The 16981-nt window shown below is 44.0% G+C and carries 13 protein-coding genes and 1 other annotated feature; of the genes, 1 reads left to right on the top strand and 12 read right to left on the bottom strand.

The window, feature by feature from the left end; translation table 11 throughout:
• Positions 1–97: 97 nt before the first annotated feature.
• From FXV78_RS09910 to FXV78_RS09875, 9 genes are all read right to left on the bottom strand, one after another.
• Entirely contained in the window at positions 98–1453 is a 1356-nt protein-coding gene (locus FXV78_RS09910; RefSeq protein ID WP_004841646.1) for a tetratricopeptide repeat protein, read from the bottom strand.
• An 18-nt stretch (positions 1454–1471) separates the two neighbouring features.
• Positions 1472–1609: a hypothetical protein gene (locus tag FXV78_RS17915; protein ID WP_004841644.1), complete on the bottom strand. Its 138-nt coding sequence runs from the start codon at positions 1607–1609 to the stop codon at positions 1472–1474.
• Positions 1609–2901 (bottom strand): bifunctional folylpolyglutamate synthase/dihydrofolate synthase, encoded by a 1293-nt coding sequence (locus FXV78_RS09905; protein ID WP_004841642.1) that lies wholly within the window; start codon positions 2899–2901, stop codon positions 1609–1611. The genes FXV78_RS17915 and FXV78_RS09905 overlap by 1 nt, the downstream gene beginning before the upstream one ends.
• Positions 2894–5128 carry an LTA synthase family protein gene (locus FXV78_RS09900; RefSeq protein ID WP_004841640.1) on the bottom strand — a complete coding sequence of 745 codons (2235 nt, stop codon included), beginning with the start codon at positions 5126–5128 and terminating at the stop codon, positions 2894–2896. The genes FXV78_RS09905 and FXV78_RS09900 overlap by 8 nt, the downstream gene beginning before the upstream one ends.
• A 12-nt stretch (positions 5129–5140) precedes the next feature.
• Positions 5141–7789, bottom strand: a complete 2649-nt coding sequence (locus tag FXV78_RS09895) for a valine--tRNA ligase (RefSeq protein ID WP_004841638.1) — start codon at positions 7787–7789, stop codon at positions 5141–5143.
• 85 nt (positions 7790–7874) lie between these two features.
• Positions 7875–8092: a binding site (T-box leader), on the bottom strand.
• 129 nt (positions 8093–8221) lie between these two features.
• Entirely contained in the window at positions 8222–9010 is a 789-nt protein-coding gene (locus FXV78_RS09890; protein ID WP_004841636.1) for a glucosaminidase domain-containing protein, read from the bottom strand.
• Between the two features lie 220 nt (positions 9011–9230).
• Entirely contained in the window at positions 9231–9677 is a 447-nt protein-coding gene (locus tag FXV78_RS09885) for an RbsD/FucU family protein (protein ID WP_009244975.1), read from the bottom strand.
• A 75-nt stretch (positions 9678–9752) separates the two neighbouring features.
• On the bottom strand, positions 9753–11546 hold the full coding sequence (locus FXV78_RS09880; protein WP_004841633.1) for an L-fucose isomerase: 1794 nt from the start codon (positions 11544–11546) through the stop codon (positions 9753–9755).
• 21 nt (positions 11547–11567) lie between these two features.
• Positions 11568–13043 (bottom strand): rhamnulokinase, encoded by a 1476-nt coding sequence (locus tag FXV78_RS09875; protein ID WP_004841631.1) that lies wholly within the window; start codon positions 13041–13043, stop codon positions 11568–11570.
• Positions 13044–13161: 118 nt separating this feature from the next.
• Between FXV78_RS09875 and FXV78_RS09870 the strand changes: the two genes are divergently transcribed.
• Positions 13162–14010, top strand: coding sequence for a helix-turn-helix transcriptional regulator (locus tag FXV78_RS09870; RefSeq protein WP_004841628.1), 849 nt, complete (start codon positions 13162–13164; stop codon positions 14008–14010).
• A 167-nt stretch (positions 14011–14177) separates the two neighbouring features.
• Here the strand turns inward: FXV78_RS09870 and FXV78_RS09865 are convergent, their stop codons facing one another.
• The 3 genes from FXV78_RS09865 to FXV78_RS09855 all read right to left on the bottom strand — a co-directional run bounded on the left by FXV78_RS09865 (position 14178) and on the right by FXV78_RS09855 (position 16972).
• On the bottom strand, positions 14178–14618 hold the full coding sequence (locus FXV78_RS09865; RefSeq protein ID WP_009244976.1) for a hypothetical protein: 441 nt from the start codon (positions 14616–14618) through the stop codon (positions 14178–14180).
• 100 nt (positions 14619–14718) lie between these two features.
• Positions 14719–15834, bottom strand: coding sequence for a substrate-binding domain-containing protein (locus FXV78_RS09860; RefSeq protein WP_004841625.1), 1116 nt, complete (start codon positions 15832–15834; stop codon positions 14719–14721).
• A gap of 133 nt (positions 15835–15967) precedes the next feature.
• Positions 15968–16972: an ABC transporter permease gene (locus tag FXV78_RS09855; RefSeq protein ID WP_004841623.1), complete on the bottom strand. Its 1005-nt coding sequence runs from the start codon at positions 16970–16972 to the stop codon at positions 15968–15970.
• Positions 16973–16981 lie beyond the last annotated feature (9 nt).

The raw sequence follows: 16981 nt of genomic DNA, 5'->3' as shown, positions 1-16981 counted from the left end.
AATCCCCTTTCGCCCGTTCGAACATGCACGTAAAAGCGCACCTAAAAAGGATATGCTTTTTTGCATATCCTTCTCTTTCGTAGCTTTTTCAACCATCTTATTCCTGCGTATCATCTGCCGTTTTGGTATCGTCTGCAGTGGTATCACCCATTGAGTTCAAATTACTTTTGGCTGTCGCCTCATTTTCTGTTCCCGGGAACAGCTCCGCCACACGATTAAAATAAGTCTTTGCATTCTCATTGTCACCGCTTCTCATATAAGCGATCCCGAGATTTAACAGGGCAGCTCCACTGTCATACTGCTCATCCATCCGCACTACTTTTCCCAGTGCATCAATCGCCGTCTCATAATTTGCAACATTGAGTGCTGCCATTCCATTCTGATATTTTGTCTCACAGGCTCCCGGAAAAATCTCTGTTGAGAGCTCATCATAGAGTGCCTGTCCGCTCTGTCCCAGTGCATCCCGGTTCACGTTCAGAAGCGTATCTGCCAGCGTCGCATCTGAATACTCTCCGCTCTCATACTGGCTGGATACCGTCATCAGATTCTCATAACTCTCCGATGTGCTGGCCGCGCTCTGCGCCTGCGCTTCTTTGTCCGAATCCTGTGCCCGGTACTCATCCAATGTCTTTGTCTGTGCACTGACCTGTGCTTCCAGTGCATTGATCCTGTTGCTGTATTCTACAACCTGCTTATTCTGCTTTGCCACCTTCGCTTCATCTACAGAAGGAACGATCAGAAACCAGACGATTGCGGCTCCGATCAGTACCCCGGCAAAAATATTGCCTGCCGTTACTTTCCCTGAAATCTGTCTGACTCTTTTTCCGTGTGCCGGCTGAATGATCGTCTCATTGCCCAGCTTGTACTCCACACTCTCTTCTCTGGATTTTTTCGTTGTCTTCTGCCCGCCGATCAGCGACAATTCATGCATATAGCGCAGCGTAATGTCATTCGTCGTATCCAGTTTTCTTGCCGTTTTTAAAATCTGCCGCGCCTTTGTATACTGTGCAGTATGAAGATACAAAAGTGCAAGAAGCTGATACGCTTTCAAAAATGTCGGGTGTGCTGCGATCACTTTTTTCAGCTGGATGATCGCCAGATCTTCTCCCTGCTGTTCACAATAAATCAGACACTGGTTATACTTCTTGACTGCCTGATTGATCTGCTCCAGTTTTTTTGCTGATTTCTGGACTTCATCAATAAAACGATCCGCCAGGTTGTCCTTAGGCTTTAAATTCTTACTGATGATCCACTCCACAAGCCCCTCTGCTACTTCTCCCCTGCCATAATACACGAGACCCAAAAGATTTCTGGCATCAATATTCGCCCTGTTGTACTGCAGACTTTTCCGAAGAGAGGTAATCGCACCGGACATATCCCTGATCTGCGCCTTCCTCAGCCCATCATTGTACCAGTAGTTTGACTGGTGCAGGATTTTCTCCGTATAGTTCATCTATTTCACCATAATCCTTTACTTTGTCTTCTGGTCCATGACCTGTTTCAAAAGATCTGTCATATCTGATAGATCTTCCTGATAAACCGCGTCTTCGATTTCTTCTACCTCCAGACTCGGTTTGAAATTTTTGAGTTCTTTTTCATAGTCCAGCATCACCCTGCCTCCTCTGTTATCGCTTTTATCATTCCTGTCAGATAAAGAGATCCGAGGCAATACACCGCCTTTCCTGCCTTTCGGGAGAATAGATATGTAAGTGCCTGGTGCAGTTCTTCTTTTACCACAACAGGTTTATCTGTATATTTCTGAAATATCTGCTTTAGTTCTTCTGTCTGTGCAGCCCGCTTATCTTCGATCAGAGTGATCACATATTCGCTGACGCTCTTCTCCTGACAGAGAATCCGGATCATCTCTTCGTAATTTTTCTCTCTGACAGCAGAAAATAACACGACCTTTTCTCGTCTGTCTCTTTGGATACTCTGCACAAACATCCTTACCGCACTCACATTGTGAGCGCCGTCTACATAAAAATCCGGCAGAATCTCTTCCATTCTGCCTTCCCACTTCACTTGCGAAAGTGCCTCTCTCCATCCAGAGACATCTCCCTGCTCTCCGAAGATCATACGCATGGCCTCCATGGCAAGCATGGCATTTTCCGGCTGATACATGGCAGTGTTCTGCAATTTCCATGTAGTATCTCCATAATACGCATTTGACGGAGAAAATGCAAGAGTTCCGTCCTGAATTTTCAGAATTTCGTACGCACTTTTCCCTATTTTTTTACAAGGACAGCCAAGCTCTCCTGCCCGCTCTTCAATAACCCGACTGCTCTCCTGCTGTGTATCTGCAAATATGACAGGAACATGCGGCTTTAAGATTCCTGCCTTTTCTGCCGCAATCTCTTCCAGCGTATTTCCCAGAATCTCGGTATGATCCAGTCCGATCGATGTGAGGATACAGGTAAGCGGACCGCTGATAGAATTTGTCGCATCCAGCCGTCCGCCCAGTCCTGTTTCCAGTATTACATATTCCACGCCTGCTTCCTCAAAGCCTGCCATCGCCATCCCGAACAGAAATTCAAAAAAGCTCGGATGAGGAAGGCCTTCGGCCTCCATTCTCCTTACGCTCTGTTGTGTCCGTAAAAACAGACGGGTAAATGTCTCGTCTGAAACCGGTTCTCCATCCATCCGGATGCGTTCATTCATCCGGATCAGATGCGGAGATGTGAAAAGCCCTGTGTGCTTTCTCTGGGCCCGAAGCATCGCATCCAGATACACGCAGACCGAACCTTTTCCGTTCGTGCCTGCTACATGGATGACCTTTTTTCCATTCTGTGGATTGCCGAGAAAAGAAAGAAACTTCTGCGTGTGCTCCAGTGTATTTTTCTTCGTAAATTTCGGCAATTCCGAAATATACGTTTCTGCTTCCTGATAAGTCACTCTACTCATCTTTACTTTCCTTCTTTACATCTTTGTCCTGATTGACAAATGCATTTCGTCCTGTTTCCACCTTATCCTCCGCATCCGGAAGTTTGGTGAGTTTTTCATCCTTATATTCGTATTGTGCCGATTCCCTGAAAATAGTCTCACTGGAACCAACCTGATTGACCTGGATCACATCACCGTCTTTTAGCTCCACATCTTTTAAATCCAGACGGGTATTGTTCAAAAAGGTGCTGGTTTGTTTCTCTCCGTTGACATAGACCTTACTCTGTTTCGTAAAGTTCTCTCCATACAGACTGTAACTTCCATCCAACTGCTCGATCACACTATCCAGTGTCACATCACTGACTCCCATCACCATATGTCCTTCTTTGATCGGAGAGCCATATTTATCATAGGCGTATTGCTTTCCGTAAAGAAGATCGTACTGAAGCAGTTCCAGATCTGCCTGATAATTTTTCGTCTGACGTCTCTGCTGGTGATAGTTGAATACAGTTCCGGAATGAATATCCAGACGGTCAAACACTTCTGCCATGATCTGATATGCTGCCAGATTCTTATCTTCCTGTTTTAATCCGATATTATCCCAGATCACATAATTTGTATTATACAAATATTTGCTCTTTAAATCCTTTGCCTCCAGTCCCATCGTCGGAAGATGGTCTCCGTAGAATACAAGTACGGTCGGTTCTCCGCGCTCTTCAATCTGACGCACCAGATTTCCTGCAAATTCATCCATCTCATGCACCATATTGACATAGTATTCCCATGCGTTTTTCTTGCCCTCATCCTCCGGTCCGGTTACTACGATCTTCGGATTTTCAATCACTTTCTCCGTCGGATACTCTCCGTGTCCCTGAACACTGACTGTAAAGACAAAATCCTGCCCTTCTGTGGTATTCATAGACTGGTCAAGGTATTTTAAAAGTACGTCATCCGTTGCCCATCCATTTGGCGTAGTCTGCAAAATATTCATAAACTCTTTGCTGGTATAATGGTCAAATCCCATATGGTTATATACCTGTGCACGGCTGTAGAAATTTCCACCGTTATTGTGCAGTGCCTCTGTACCATATCCAAGTGCACTCAGTGCAGATGCTGCACTCTCCACATATTTTGTCTTGGCATACGTCTTATACGGATACTCTCCCGGTCCGAAAAAACGCATACTCATTCCGGTCAGCACTTCAAATTCCGTATTTGCCGTACCTGCTCCTACCGACGGTGCCTTAAAATATCCGCTTGAATAATTTTGAAACATCTTCCGCAGATTCGGAATCGGATCCTCGGAAAACTGCAGCCACTCCACTTCTGTCGGATCAAAAAAGGATTCCAGCTGTACGAACATGATATTCGGCATCTCTCCTTCTTCTAATCCGGTACTGCTCTTGGAAAACTCTCCGCCATCTGTGATCTCATCCATTGTCTCTTTACTGTATCCAGAAGGCTCTGAAATTCCTGTATTAAAGACACTGGCAGCAAAACAGTACGGGAATCCGTAATCTTCATATGCAAATGCAATATTGCCAAAGTAATTGGAAACAACCCTTTTGTCAATCGCAATATTTGTCAGTCCGATATAGGCTCCGATAGAAATCACAACTCCGAAAAGAGCCCACACACGATGCATCTTTCCTGTGTACTGACCGCCTCTTCTCCACATGGAGATCACCCACAGGATCACGGCCACGATACCTACGCCAAGGAGAACAAACTCCATTGCCGAAAAATAATTCTTCGACACTGCCAGACCTTCTGACCATGCTTTCAGATCCTGTGCATTGAACGGCGTAACCCTTTTAAGCAGCATATATCCATTGCAAACTCCAAGCGCCAGCCAGAAAACACTGAGCAGGATCCGTGCAAACACACGTCTCCTGACCAGATATACAATAGAAAATGTGGCAAAGATCAAAAAGGCGTTGAAGAAAAACACCTTCGGTGTCCCTACCAGATAGTCCCATGCCTCAAACAGGGAATGCCTGGATATGATCTCGATGATGAAGTTTAAGACACATGCCAACAGGTAATGAAGTACTAATGAAAGTCGATTCATCATCCTGTACACCGGCTGCATTTTACGTGCGAATTTTCCATTGCGACGCTTTTCCAGAATCTGTCTGCGCCGCTCTTTTCTTTCCTTAAAATGCTCTTTGATATCCTGCATCTTTAAATTTCGTATTTTCTGGAAAAAGCCTTTTATATCAGGTTTCTTCATATGAATATGTTTCATTGATAACCTCACTTATTTTTTCAGTCCGGCCATTCTCTCCTGTACCTGCTGAAGCATCTGTGTATATTTTTCGAGCTTTTCACGCTCTTCCTGCACTTTTGCCTCCGGTGCTTTGCTGATAAAACGCTCATTGGAGAGCATGCCCTCTGCTCGTTTGATTTCTTTTTTCAGTTTCTCCTCTTCTTTTTGCAGGCGTTCCATCTCCTGCTCAAAATCTACCAGGTCTTCCAATGGCAGATATACGACTGCATCCGGTACCACAACAGAAACGGCATTATCTGCGATATTCTCTTTCGTCTGCTGTACCAGAATCTTTTCTGCCATCATCAGCGGCTTGATGGAATTCTCCAGTGTGCTGATTCCGTCACAGATTTCAGTATCCTCACACACGACATATACTTTTGTCTTGCGGTTGTTCGGAACATTCATCTCTGCGCGCATATTGCGGATACCACGTGTGATCTCTTTTACATGTTCCATCACATTTTCTTCTGCCGGAAAATCCCACTCCGCATGAAACTGTGGCCACTCGGACATCATCAGCGATTCTTCTTCCGGTACCAGTACGCTGTAAATCTCCTCTGTGATAAACGGCATAAACGGATGAAGTAATTTCAACGCCTGTTTCAATACTGTTTTCAATACCCAGAGTACACAGTCTGCAGCCGCTTTTTCTTCCTCTTTGTGGTAGATTCTGTATTTTGCAGTCTCTACATACCAGTCACAGAATTCATCCCAGATAAAGTCATATACTTTCTGAACTGCGATTCCAAGTTCGAATTTATCCATGTTCTCTGTCACATCTTTTGCCAGTCTGTTGACTCTGGATAAGATCCACTTATCTGCCTCGTTTAACAAAGACGCATCCGGTTCTGCAACTACATTTTCTTCCATGTTCATCATGATAAATCTGGATGCATTCCATACTTTGTTTGCAAAGTTACGGCTTGACTCTACTCTCTCATGATAAAAACGCATATCATTTCCCGGTGCATTTCCTGTCACAAGAGTCAGACGCAGTGCATCGCATCCATACTGGTCGATGACCTCCAGCGGATCGATTCCATTGCCAAGTGACTTGCTCATCTTGCGTCCCTGAGAATCTCTTACCAGACCGTGGATCAGTACTGTATGGAACGGAGATTTACCTGTATGCTCATATCCTGAGAATACCATACGGATTACCCAGAAGAAGATGATGTCATATCCTGTTACAAGAACATCCGTCGGATAGAAATAATCCAGATCTTCTGTCTTGTCCGGCCATCCAAGTGTGGAGAACGGCCACAGTGCAGAACTGAACCATGTATCCAGTGTATCCTCATCCTGTGTAAAGTGTGTGCAGCCACAGTGCGGACATGTTTCCGGCATCTCTCTTGCCACAACAAAATCTCCACATTCATCACAGTAGTATGCAGGGATTCTGTGTCCCCACCAGATCTGTCTGGAAATACACCAGTCTTTGATATTCTCCAGCCAGTGTAAATAAATCTTGTTAAAACGCTCCGGCACAAATTTCAGTTCTCCCGTCTTAAGTGCCTCGATTGCAGGTTTCGCCAGCTCTTCCATCTTTACAAACCACTGCTGTTTGATCAACGGCTCTACTGTCGTTCCGCAGCGGTCGTGAGTTCCTACATTATGAGAGTGCGGCTCGATTTCTACCAGATATCCCTGCTCTTTTAAATCTTCAACAATGGCTTTTCTCGCTTCGTAGCGATCCATTCCTGCATATTTTCCGCCTTTTTCGTTGATGGTCGCATCATCATTCATAATGTTGATCTCTTCCAGATTGTGACGCTTTCCAACCTCGAAGTCATTCGGGTCATGAGCCGGTGTGATCTTTACTGCACCGGTTCCAAACTCTTTATCTACATAGTAATCCGCCACGACCGGAATCTCTTTATTCACCAGCGGAAGCAATACATTCTTGCCTACGATATCTTTGTATCTCTCATCGTCCGGGTGTACGGCAATGGCTGTATCTCCCAGCATTGTCTCCGGACGTGTTGTTGCGATCTCCAGAAAACGATCTGTTCCTACGATCGGATATTTGATGTGCCAGAAGTTGCCTGCCTGCTCCTCATGCTCTACCTCTGCATCAGAAAGAGAGGTCTTACATTTCGGACACCAGTTGATGATTCTGGAACCTTTGTAAATATACCCTTTTTCGTATAATTTAATAAATACTTCTTCTACTGCCTTGGAACACCCCTCATCCATTGTAAAACGCTCTCTGTCCCAGTCACAGGAAATTCCCAGCTTCTTCAGCTGATTTTCAATCGTTCCCGCATACTCTTCTTTCCACTGCCAGGTTCTCTCAAGGAATCCTTCTCTTCCCAGTTCTTTCTTATCAATTCCTTCTTCCTTCAGCTGATTGGTAACCTTCACCTCTGTGGAGATTGCCGCATGATCAGTTCCCGGAATCCAGAGTGCATTGTATCCCTGCATTCTCTTATAGCGAATCAGAATATCCTGCAATGTATTGTCCAGCGCATGTCCCATATGCAGCTTTCCTGTAATATTCGGAGGAGGCATCACCGTTGTGAACGGTTTTCTGCTTCTGTCCACCTCCGCATGAAAATACTTGTTCTCACACCATCTTTCATACAATTTTTCCTCGATCGCTTTTGGATCATAGGTCTTTGCCAGTTCTTTACTCATAATTTCCTCCTCAAAATGTCCCTGTTCTGTTCCTTCCCGCTCGTCATTCTCTCAATAACAAAAAAACACCCTCCACATCAGAAATGCAAAGGGCGAATGTTCCGCGGTACCACCTTCATTATATGCGTACGCATATATCTTCTTGAGTCCTGTAACGTGAACAACTCCGGGATACCCTACTTCCTGTTCAGATATCCGGTTCAGAAGCTACCTTCCACAGTCCTTTCTTGAAATCGCCTTTCAGCCCCGGACGATTCTCTCTGCCAAGAGTAATTGTGTACTCCTCTCCCTCATAACCTTTTATTTTAACTAATTGTTAACTGTATATTAACTACCAGATAATCATATCTTTCGATATTCCATTTGTCAAGGAATTTCAAAAATCTTAAGATATTTCATAGAATTTACACAGTTTTTGTATCCTGCCCGCTTTTACGAATTTTTACCTTTTAGATGAGAGATCATCTCCACGATCGAATATCCGTAATTTTCTGCGGTCGCCCATCCCGCCCCTTGCGGGTTTTCCTTCTGACCAAGCCACTGCACATACGGAGCCGAGCCTTTCTGCACATATTCATACCGGTCATCCACACATTCCTGTGCCAGAGGATCTGCTGTCGCATAGGCCTTCAAATGCTGGATCTGCGCCCGCACCCCGGTCCGCACATCGGGATAAGAATTGCCCGGCACACCACCGCCTGTTGTCCCAAGTCCCGCAAAATTAAACTGTTCGATCGAAGCATCCCCTCCATACTGGAGAAATCCAGTCTCTTTCATAGTCTGTACAAATGCGACCTCCGGTCTCACACCCTCTGCCTGCGCTTCCTCTACATAAATCCTGCAAAATGTTTCGATACTGTCCGCCCCGCCCTTAGCCAGGCTTTCCGCCGGATATGCTTTTCCACTGGATTGAAAATAAGAAACCATCTGCTCTGTAGTCACACTGCTTTGTCCCATGATTGGGTACTGCCCGTCGGCAATCACTTCCTCCGTCTGCGTTTCTTGCTTCTTTTCTGCGTTCTCCTGCTCTTGCTCCTCCACTTTGTTCGCTTCTGCCTTTGCCCGTACAGACTCCACTTCTGAAGACTTTGCAATACCGGATCTTCCCGCCGTAATTCCTGCAACACCCAGAACAGCAATTAAAACAAAGGCAGTTGCCGCCTCCGCAAAAAATGTATTCCGTTTTCCTTTCAGCCATTTCCAGATTTCTTCCAGATTCATAAACCTTCACACCTCATACATATCCATTCAAACATCTTCCTATTATAAAGATAGATTTTTTTGTTTTACCAGTATATTTTACTTTCTCTTATAGTCTATGTCCATTGACAAAAAGACATGCATAAACAAAAAACTGAGGAAGTGTTCCGCTTTTTACAGACCCTTCCCCAGTCATCATATCTAGAAATCTATATTGCCCGAATCCGTACAATTATAATTTCTACTCTACTACAACACCCTTCTGCAGCATTACATTTGCGTAAATTGCAGATTCTCCTGTTGCAATGATCGCATATGCTGTTTTTGCTTCATCATAGAATGCAAATCTTTCAATATTTCCGATTGCAGCTTCTCCGCGGTCATCGTGTTTTTTCACGATCTCTTTGTATGTATCCCAGATCGGTGTCTCTACTTTGCCCACATCATCCGGCATCAGCTGCATCAGGTTTACCGGATTTTCTACGTACGTATCCAGTGGGAATACCTGAAGGATCGCATCCAGGATCTCCGGTACACCATGTCCGTCACAACGGATCACAATCGCATCTTTTCCCATAGATTCTGATGGAAAGTTTCCGTCCGCAATAACAATGCGATCACTATGCCCCATTTCACATAAAACTTTTAATAATTCTGGTGATAAGATTTTTGGAATTCCTTTTAACATATTGATTTCCTCCACAAACATTCTGTAATTTTATATAAGGAGCACCCGAGGGTACTCCTTGTTATTTGACTGTTCTTATTTGTATAATGGACCGTATGCTGCACAAGCTCTGTAATCAGCACCTTCTTTGTCCATACCAAATGCGTTCCAAGCTGCTGGTCTGAAGATATCTTCTTCCGGTACATTGTGCATGCAAACCGGGATTCTCAGCATAGATGCCATTGTGATCAGATCAGCACCGACATGTCCGTAAGAAATTGCACCGTGGTTAGCTCCCCAGTTGTTCATTACATCGTAAGCTGTCTTGAATGCACCTTTTCCTGTACATCTTGGTGCAAACCATGTACATGGCCATGTGTAATCTGTTCTCTTCCAAAGTTTGTCAGAAACTTCGTCTGGAAGGTTCAGAGTCCATCCTTCTGCGATCTGAAGAACCGGTCCAAGTCCTTTTACAAGGTTCAGACGGATCATAGTTGCCGGCATCTCAGCCTGTGTCAGGAAACGAGAAGAGAATCCGCCTCCACGGAAGTATCCGTTGTCAGCTGCATTCCATGTTGTTGCTTTGAGCATTGCATCCTGATCTTCTTCTGTTACATCATACCAGGCTTTCATTACATTGTTTCCGTCTGCATCTTTGGATTCTCCGTTTGCATCCAGACATGCAGCTCCTGAGTTGATCAGGTGAATGAAACCATCCGCTTCTTTTGCTTTTCCTTCGATCTCATATCCTGTTACTCTCTTCACAGCGTCTCCGCTCCAGTATGTACGAACATCAGCGAAAATCTGAGCTTTGTTTGTCAAAAGTTTCATGAACAGCATTCCAAGACCATTCAATACGTCGTTCTCTGTTGCCAGAACGTATGGCTCTCTTGCTCCGTTCCAGTCGAAGGAACTGTTCAGGATTGCTTCTGCAAAGTCTCCGTTTGGATAGAAGTCTGTCCACTGTCTCTGTCCCTGGAATCCGGCTGCGATCGCATTGTGTCCAACTGCTTCTTCTTCGCATCCTTCCGGAAGGTTTTTATTTCCATTCATCAAGTCTTTGATGATAACTGCCATCTTAACAACGAATTCGAACTGCTCTGCTTTCTTTTCTTCGCTCATCTTCAGTTCGTCAGGGTTCTTATCGAATCCGATGATACATTTTTCTTTTGCCCATGCAAGAGCTTTCTGGAATTCTGCTTCATCGTAGATTCCCTCTGTCATACGACGGATGATCTCTACCTCGTCTACAGACTCAACTCTCATACCAAGGTATGACTCGATGAAATCAGAATCGATGATAGATCCGCCGATTCCCATACAGATAGATCCGATCTGGAGGTAAGATTTTCCTCTCATGGATGCTGCTGCAACTGCCGCACGTCCGAATCTTAACAGTTTTTCTTTGATATCGTCGCCGATTTCAGAATCATCTGCATCTACAACGTCATGTCCGTAGATTCCAAATGCAGGAAGACCTTTCTGTGCATGTGTAGCCAGAACGGATGCCAGATATACAGCTCCCGGTCTCTCTGTTGCATTCAGTCCCCATACACCTTTGATCGTCATAGGATCCATATCCATTGTCTCTGATCCGTAGCACCAGCATGGTGTCACTGTCAGTGTAATGTCAACGCCTTCTTTTTTGAATTTTTCAGCACATGCTGCAGATTCTGCAACACGTCCGATTGTTGTGTCAGCGATTACTACTTTTACTGGTTCTCCATTGGAATATCTTAAATTCTCTTCAAACAATTTTTTTGCAGCTTTTGCCATTCCCATTGTCTGATCTTCCAGAGATTCACGAACTTTTAATGCTCCTCTTCTTCCGTCAATTGTTGGTCTGATACCAATTACAGGATATCCTCCGATTAATCTTGATTCTGCCATAATGACATTCCTCCTTGAAAATTATTGAATAAATGTTTTAAATTTTTCATATGCAGCATCCCATTTTTCCGCATCCTGCGGGAGATACTCATATGTAGTTTCTGAATTTGCAATAATCTGTCTTGCCTCTGCCACATCTTTAATCTCTCCAAGTGACATCAGCTGAACAGCAATGTTTCCAAGAGCTGTTGCCTCTACCGGTCCTGCAATGACTTTACGTCCGCTTGCTCCGGCTGTCATCTGACAAAGCAGTTTGCTCTGGATTCCTCCTCCGATCATATTGATCACGGAATAATGTTTGTCTGTGCAGCTTTCAATCTGCTCCAGTGCATATCTGTATTTCAGAGCCAGACTCTGGTTGATACAGCACATGATCTCACCAATCGTCTCCGGTACTTTCTGTCCGGTTCTGCGGCAGAACTCACGAATACGCTCCGGTACATTTCCTGCCGGAACGAACTCCGGTGCATCCGGATCGATAAAGCTCTGGAACGGTTCTGCTTTCTGTGCCATCTGCTCCAGCTCTCCGAATGAATATTCCTGCCCTTCACGAATCCACTGTCTTCTGCTCTCCTGAGCAAGCCACAGTCCGATAATATTCTTCAACAATGTCGTTGTATTGCCATATCCGCCTTCGTTGCTGACGTTGCACTCCAGTGACTTCTCACCGATGATTGGTCCGTCGAGTTCTGTACCGAAAAGACTCCATGTTCCGCAGCTGATAAAGATGAAATCTTTCTCCTGCGTCGGAACAGAAACAACCGCACTCTGTGTATCATGTCCTGTGATTGCAATGACTTTCGCAGGCTCTACACCAAGTTCTTCACAGATTGATGGCTGAAGTGTACCTACAACTGTACCGCTCGGAACGATCTCCGGAAGAATCTTCTTCGGAATCTGAAGTGCCTCTAAAATCCGGTCAGACCAGACTTTGTTCTTTGCATCCATCAGCTGTGTGGTCGTTGCCATGGTATACTCTGCTTTCTTTTCACCGGTCAGGAAATAATTAAATAAATCCGGTGTCAAAAGCAGCGTATCTGCTTTTTCCAGAATCCATGGTCTCTTCTGAACCAGAGAGTACAACTGGAAAATAGTATTAAAGTTTTCAAACTGATTTCCTGTTAAATTGTAGACTTCCTCCTTTGGAATGACTTTAAAAACTTCTTCCTGCATTCCAAGAGTTCTGTCATCTCTATAATGTACGGCACTCTCAAGCAGATCGCCATGCTCGTCCAAAAGTCCGAAATCAACGCCCCATGTGTCAATTCCGATACTCTCAAAGCCGCCTTTTTGTTTTGCTTTTACAATGCCTTGTTTAATCTCAAAAAAATGTCTCAGTGTGTCCCAATACATGGTTCCGTTTACGATTACCGGATCATTGGAAAAACGATGAACTTCTTCCATATGGATTTTCCCGTTTTCCAGAGTTCCCAGAATCGCACGTCCGCTTCCGCCTCCGAAATCAAACGCCAGAACTTGCTTTTTCTTATCGCTCACTGATATGCCTCCTTTCAAAGGTTCTTAACCATTACTGATTTTATTTTAGCATTGTGTGCTTCTTTTTACTTGTGCTATAATAGTAAAAAATATAACAATATTCACCTAGGAGTATCTTATGCAATATATCAACTACAGAGAAAACAGAAGAAGAGGAACTGCTGACTTTCCCCTGGAATATTATCACGTCACTGCTTCCCATCCGCAGTATGTCATGTCCTTTCACTGGCATGTAGAATTTGAGCTGATCCGCATCCTAAGTGGATCTCTGACTGTTACCATTGATGAAATTGAATTTCTTGCAGAAGCAGGAGACAGTATTTTCATCCCAGCCGGTTCGATCCATTCCGGTATTCCCGATGATTGCGTATACGAATGTCTGGTGTTCGATATGAATATGCTGATGAACAAGACGGATTCCTGCTGTCGTTTTCTTCGCCAGATCACAGATCATGAGGTTTCCGTTCAGACGCACTATCCGAAAATCTGCAATACGATCCACCGCACACTCTGGACACTTTTTGATGCGGCAGCCTCCAAAAAAGAGGGGTATCAGCTTGTAGTTTTCGGCGCCATGTATCAGTTTTTCGGCACTCTCTTCAGTGAAGGTTTCTGCAAAAACGCACCGGATGAGGAACACCGAAGCCACAAAAGGATTTTGCAGCTGAAGCAGGCACTGGAATTTATGGAATCTTCCTATAATCTTCCTCTTACATTGGAAGAAATTTCTGGAAGTGTAAATATGTCGCCCAAATATTTCTGCCGCTTTTTTCACGAGATGACGCATCGGACACCGATTGATTACCTCAATTACTATCGTATTGAACGCGCCTGTTACCAGTTGATCACAACGAATCTGTCGATCACAGAAATTGCCTACGCCTCCGGATTCAATGATCTGAGTTATTTCATCAAAACATTCAAAAAATACAAAGGAACCACTCCAAAAAAATATCTTAAAATATGAAAATATACCACTTTCTTATATTACAAAAAGTTCCCCGCAGAATAAGCCTCTCTCACTTACCTGCGGGGAATCCCCGTAATCGTCTGAAAACACTCTTATTTTACATACCTGAATTGAAACCCTCAGAATAACTCGATGTTCACCATGCTGCTCTGGCGAAACTCTTTTTAAAAAATACCAAAAATCTTTTCCCTGAATGATCCGTACAATGTATCATAATCTGTATACTGAATCTGACTCTCTTTAAACCGTTTTCCCCATGCACTGCAGATGCTGTCAGCGATCAGCTTCGCATACTCGTGCTCAGTCCCCAAAATTGTAGGAAAAACATAATAGATCATAAAGAAATTCAGATCCACCTGTGTTCTGGAATCAATTTTTCCTTTTTTCGAAGCAAACTTCTTCTCTACACGATTTATCAGTGTATCTGCAATTTCTTCTGCTGCCCGCTTTTTATCGGAAATACTGTCCACATATTCTGTCATTTCCCGGAAATAATGTCCGTAGGAATCGATAAAATCCTGTGTATTTTTTTCAAATGATTTTTTCTTTAAATGCCGAAGCATTTGGGTTGTATTATCAAAAATAGTTTCTATTCCATTGAGCATATGTGTGTTCCTCCTGAGTGTTTGTCTTTCATAAAAAGAAACCGGGAAAACCCCCGGTTTCTCCTTAGATATCACTTTTTACTGTTTGATCAGCAAAAGATTAGTCGTAAAGGTTTGGTGCGATTTCTGCATCTTCCATTGTTTCTGCATCGTACCAGTAGCAAGCTGTCTCTACGTCTTTTACTTCTTTTCCTTCGCAGATGTCATTCAGAGTCTCAATAGCGATTCTTCCCTGATCTACTGGAGCCTGTGTTACAGATCCAAGTAATGTTCCGTCTTTTACAGCTGCTTTCTGTGTTGAACCAGCATCAAATCCTACACCAAGGATCTTTCCATCTCCTGCTCCAAGTACATCCAGGTTCTGGTTTGCTGTCAGAAGACCTTCTGCTGTTACCTGGTTAGAACCGAACATAGCGATTGTATCTTTTTTGTTCATGATGTTAGAAGCTTCTGTAGCAGACAGTTCTACTGTTGTCTGTGCAGGTACAGCTACTTCGATGATGATATCAGCATCAGCTTCTTTTGCATTGTTCTCAACAAGGTTTACATAGTATTCATTTCCAACTACTGCAACTTTCTTTCCGTCAGCTTCAGCAAGTTCTTTAAATTTATTGATGAATCCCATACCACGTCCTGTGATGTTTCCGGATGTAGCATCCTGGTTTACTTCACCAATTCTTACAGCATCTTTTGCGTTTGCAAGCTGATCTTTCAGAGCTTCGTACATTTTTTCTGCTGCAATTCCACCAGCTTCTTCGTTGTTAGTAACAACTGTTGCATATACAGATCCTTCCGGAGCATCTGCTACACCTGTATCGAAGCAAACTACAGGGATTTTCTTATCCAGCGCATTCTGCAGAGATTTCAGAACAGAACTCTGGTCACAAGCTGCCAGTGCGATTCCGTCCGGAGCTTTATTGATCGCATTGTTCAGCATGTTTACCTGGTCAGCGATATCAGACTCAGCGTTTGGTCCTGTTGTGTTACATTTTACACCAAGCTCTTTTGCTGCTGTATCGATACCCTGTTTCGCTGCCTGCCAGTATGTAGACTGGAAGCTCTTTACAACAACTTCGAAGTTATATCCGCCGCTCTTTCCAGAATCCTTGCTTCCATCATCAGATGTCTTAGCGTCGTCTCCTCCGCCGCCACATCCTGCTAACAATCCTGCTACCATACATCCGCCAAGTAACACTGCTAAAACTTTCTTTTTCATAGTTCTTATCCTCCTAAGATATGTTTTCTGACTGCAAGCCGAGGTGCAGCCTCCTCTTTTCTATAGTAACAGCCGGGGGAATCCCTAGATTCCCGACGCCGGTCTGCTATCTATCTTTTCAATCTGACACAAATTAAGCTGCTTCTTTCTTTCTCTTGAAGATATCAATCAATACAGCTGCGATCAATACAAAACCTGTGATGATCTGCTGCCAGTTTGCTGTCAGTCCGATGAAAGGAAGTCCTGTCTTTAACAGACAGATTACGAATACACCTGCAAGTGTACCAGTGATGCTTCCCACACCACCTGTCATGGATACGCCACCGATGATTGCTCCACCGATCGCCTCCAGCTCAAATCCTGCTCCACTACCCGGCTGAACTGTTGCAAAGATTGCAGAGTAGGAAATTGCTGCCAGTCCTGCAAAGAATCCACAGATCACATATGCCATGATGTGGTAAAATTTAACATTAACTCCTGAGAGTCTTGTTGCCTCTTTGTTACTTCCGATTGCCAGTGTGTAACGTCCGATTCTTGTATGGTTCAATACGAATGTCATAAGGATTACAAGTAAGATGATCCATAAAAATCCGATTGGAATGTTCATACCATCTGTTTTAATCTTAAAGATATTTCTGAACCATCCTTCCGGTGATCCTGCTACCGGCCAAGGAATACCAAATCCGCCTACTACGATTGTACCAATACCTCTGGCGATCATCGATGTACATAAGGTTGCCAGGAAAGCCGGAAGATCCATGATCGCTACCAGAACACCATTGAGTACACCAATTGCAACACCCATTAAAATACTTACCAGCATACCCGCTGCTGTCGGCCATCCCTGATGTACGATCAGGTATCCGCCTACCAGTGAATAACAGATCAGTCCTGTACCGATGGAAAGGTCTACACCACCTGTCATCAGCGGAAATGCAACTCCGATTGCCATCAACGCAATGTAGTAAGAATAATCCAGAATACTTACAAATGTTGTATATTTTCTAAATCCCGGACTCATTGCACAAAAGAAGATGAACATTGCGATTACGATCAGGAAAACGATGAATTTCTGTCCTCCCATTCTGTCAATGAACGACTTGTTTGTGCCAGCCGTCTTTGTTGTCTTATTTGCCATTTTTACTTC

It is taken from the genome of Mediterraneibacter gnavus ATCC 29149 (assembly GCF_008121495.1).
In the GTDB taxonomy this organism is placed as follows: domain Bacteria; phylum Bacillota; class Clostridia; order Lachnospirales; family Lachnospiraceae; genus Mediterraneibacter; species Mediterraneibacter gnavus.
This window is presented reverse-complemented; position numbering and strand designations above follow the sequence as displayed.

Bases quoted from the DNA above. Each gene is read 5' to 3' on its own strand.
- FXV78_RS09895 (WP_004841638.1), bottom strand. From the start codon at position 7,789: ATGAGTAAAGAACTGGCAAAGACCTATGATCCAAAAGCGATCGAGGAA.
- FXV78_RS09900 (WP_004841640.1), bottom strand. From the start codon at position 5,128: ATGAAACATATTCATATGAAGAAACCTGATATAAAAGGCTTTTTCCAG.
- FXV78_RS09865 (WP_009244976.1), bottom strand. From the start codon at position 14,618: ATGCTCAATGGAATAGAAACTATTTTTGATAATACAACCCAAATGCTT.
- FXV78_RS09870 (WP_004841628.1), top strand. From the start codon at position 13,162: ATGCAATATATCAACTACAGAGAAAACAGAAGAAGAGGAACTGCTGAC.
- FXV78_RS09910 (WP_004841646.1), bottom strand. From the start codon at position 1,453: ATGAACTATACGGAGAAAATCCTGCACCAGTCAAACTACTGGTACAAT.
- FXV78_RS09890 (WP_004841636.1), bottom strand. From the start codon at position 9,010: ATGAATCTGGAAGAAATCTGGAAATGGCTGAAAGGAAAACGGAATACA.
- FXV78_RS09860 (WP_004841625.1), bottom strand. From the start codon at position 15,834: ATGAAAAAGAAAGTTTTAGCAGTGTTACTTGGCGGATGTATGGTAGCA.
- FXV78_RS09885 (WP_009244975.1), bottom strand. From the start codon at position 9,677: ATGTTAAAAGGAATTCCAAAAATCTTATCACCAGAATTATTAAAAGTT.
- FXV78_RS09905 (WP_004841642.1), bottom strand. From the start codon at position 2,901: ATGAGTAGAGTGACTTATCAGGAAGCAGAAACGTATATTTCGGAATTG.
- FXV78_RS09855 (WP_004841623.1), bottom strand. From the start codon at position 16,972: ATGGCAAATAAGACAACAAAGACGGCTGGCACAAACAAGTCGTTCATT.
- FXV78_RS17915 (WP_004841644.1), bottom strand. From the start codon at position 1,609: ATGCTGGACTATGAAAAAGAACTCAAAAATTTCAAACCGAGTCTGGAG.
- FXV78_RS09880 (WP_004841633.1), bottom strand. From the start codon at position 11,546: ATGGCAGAATCAAGATTAATCGGAGGATATCCTGTAATTGGTATCAGA.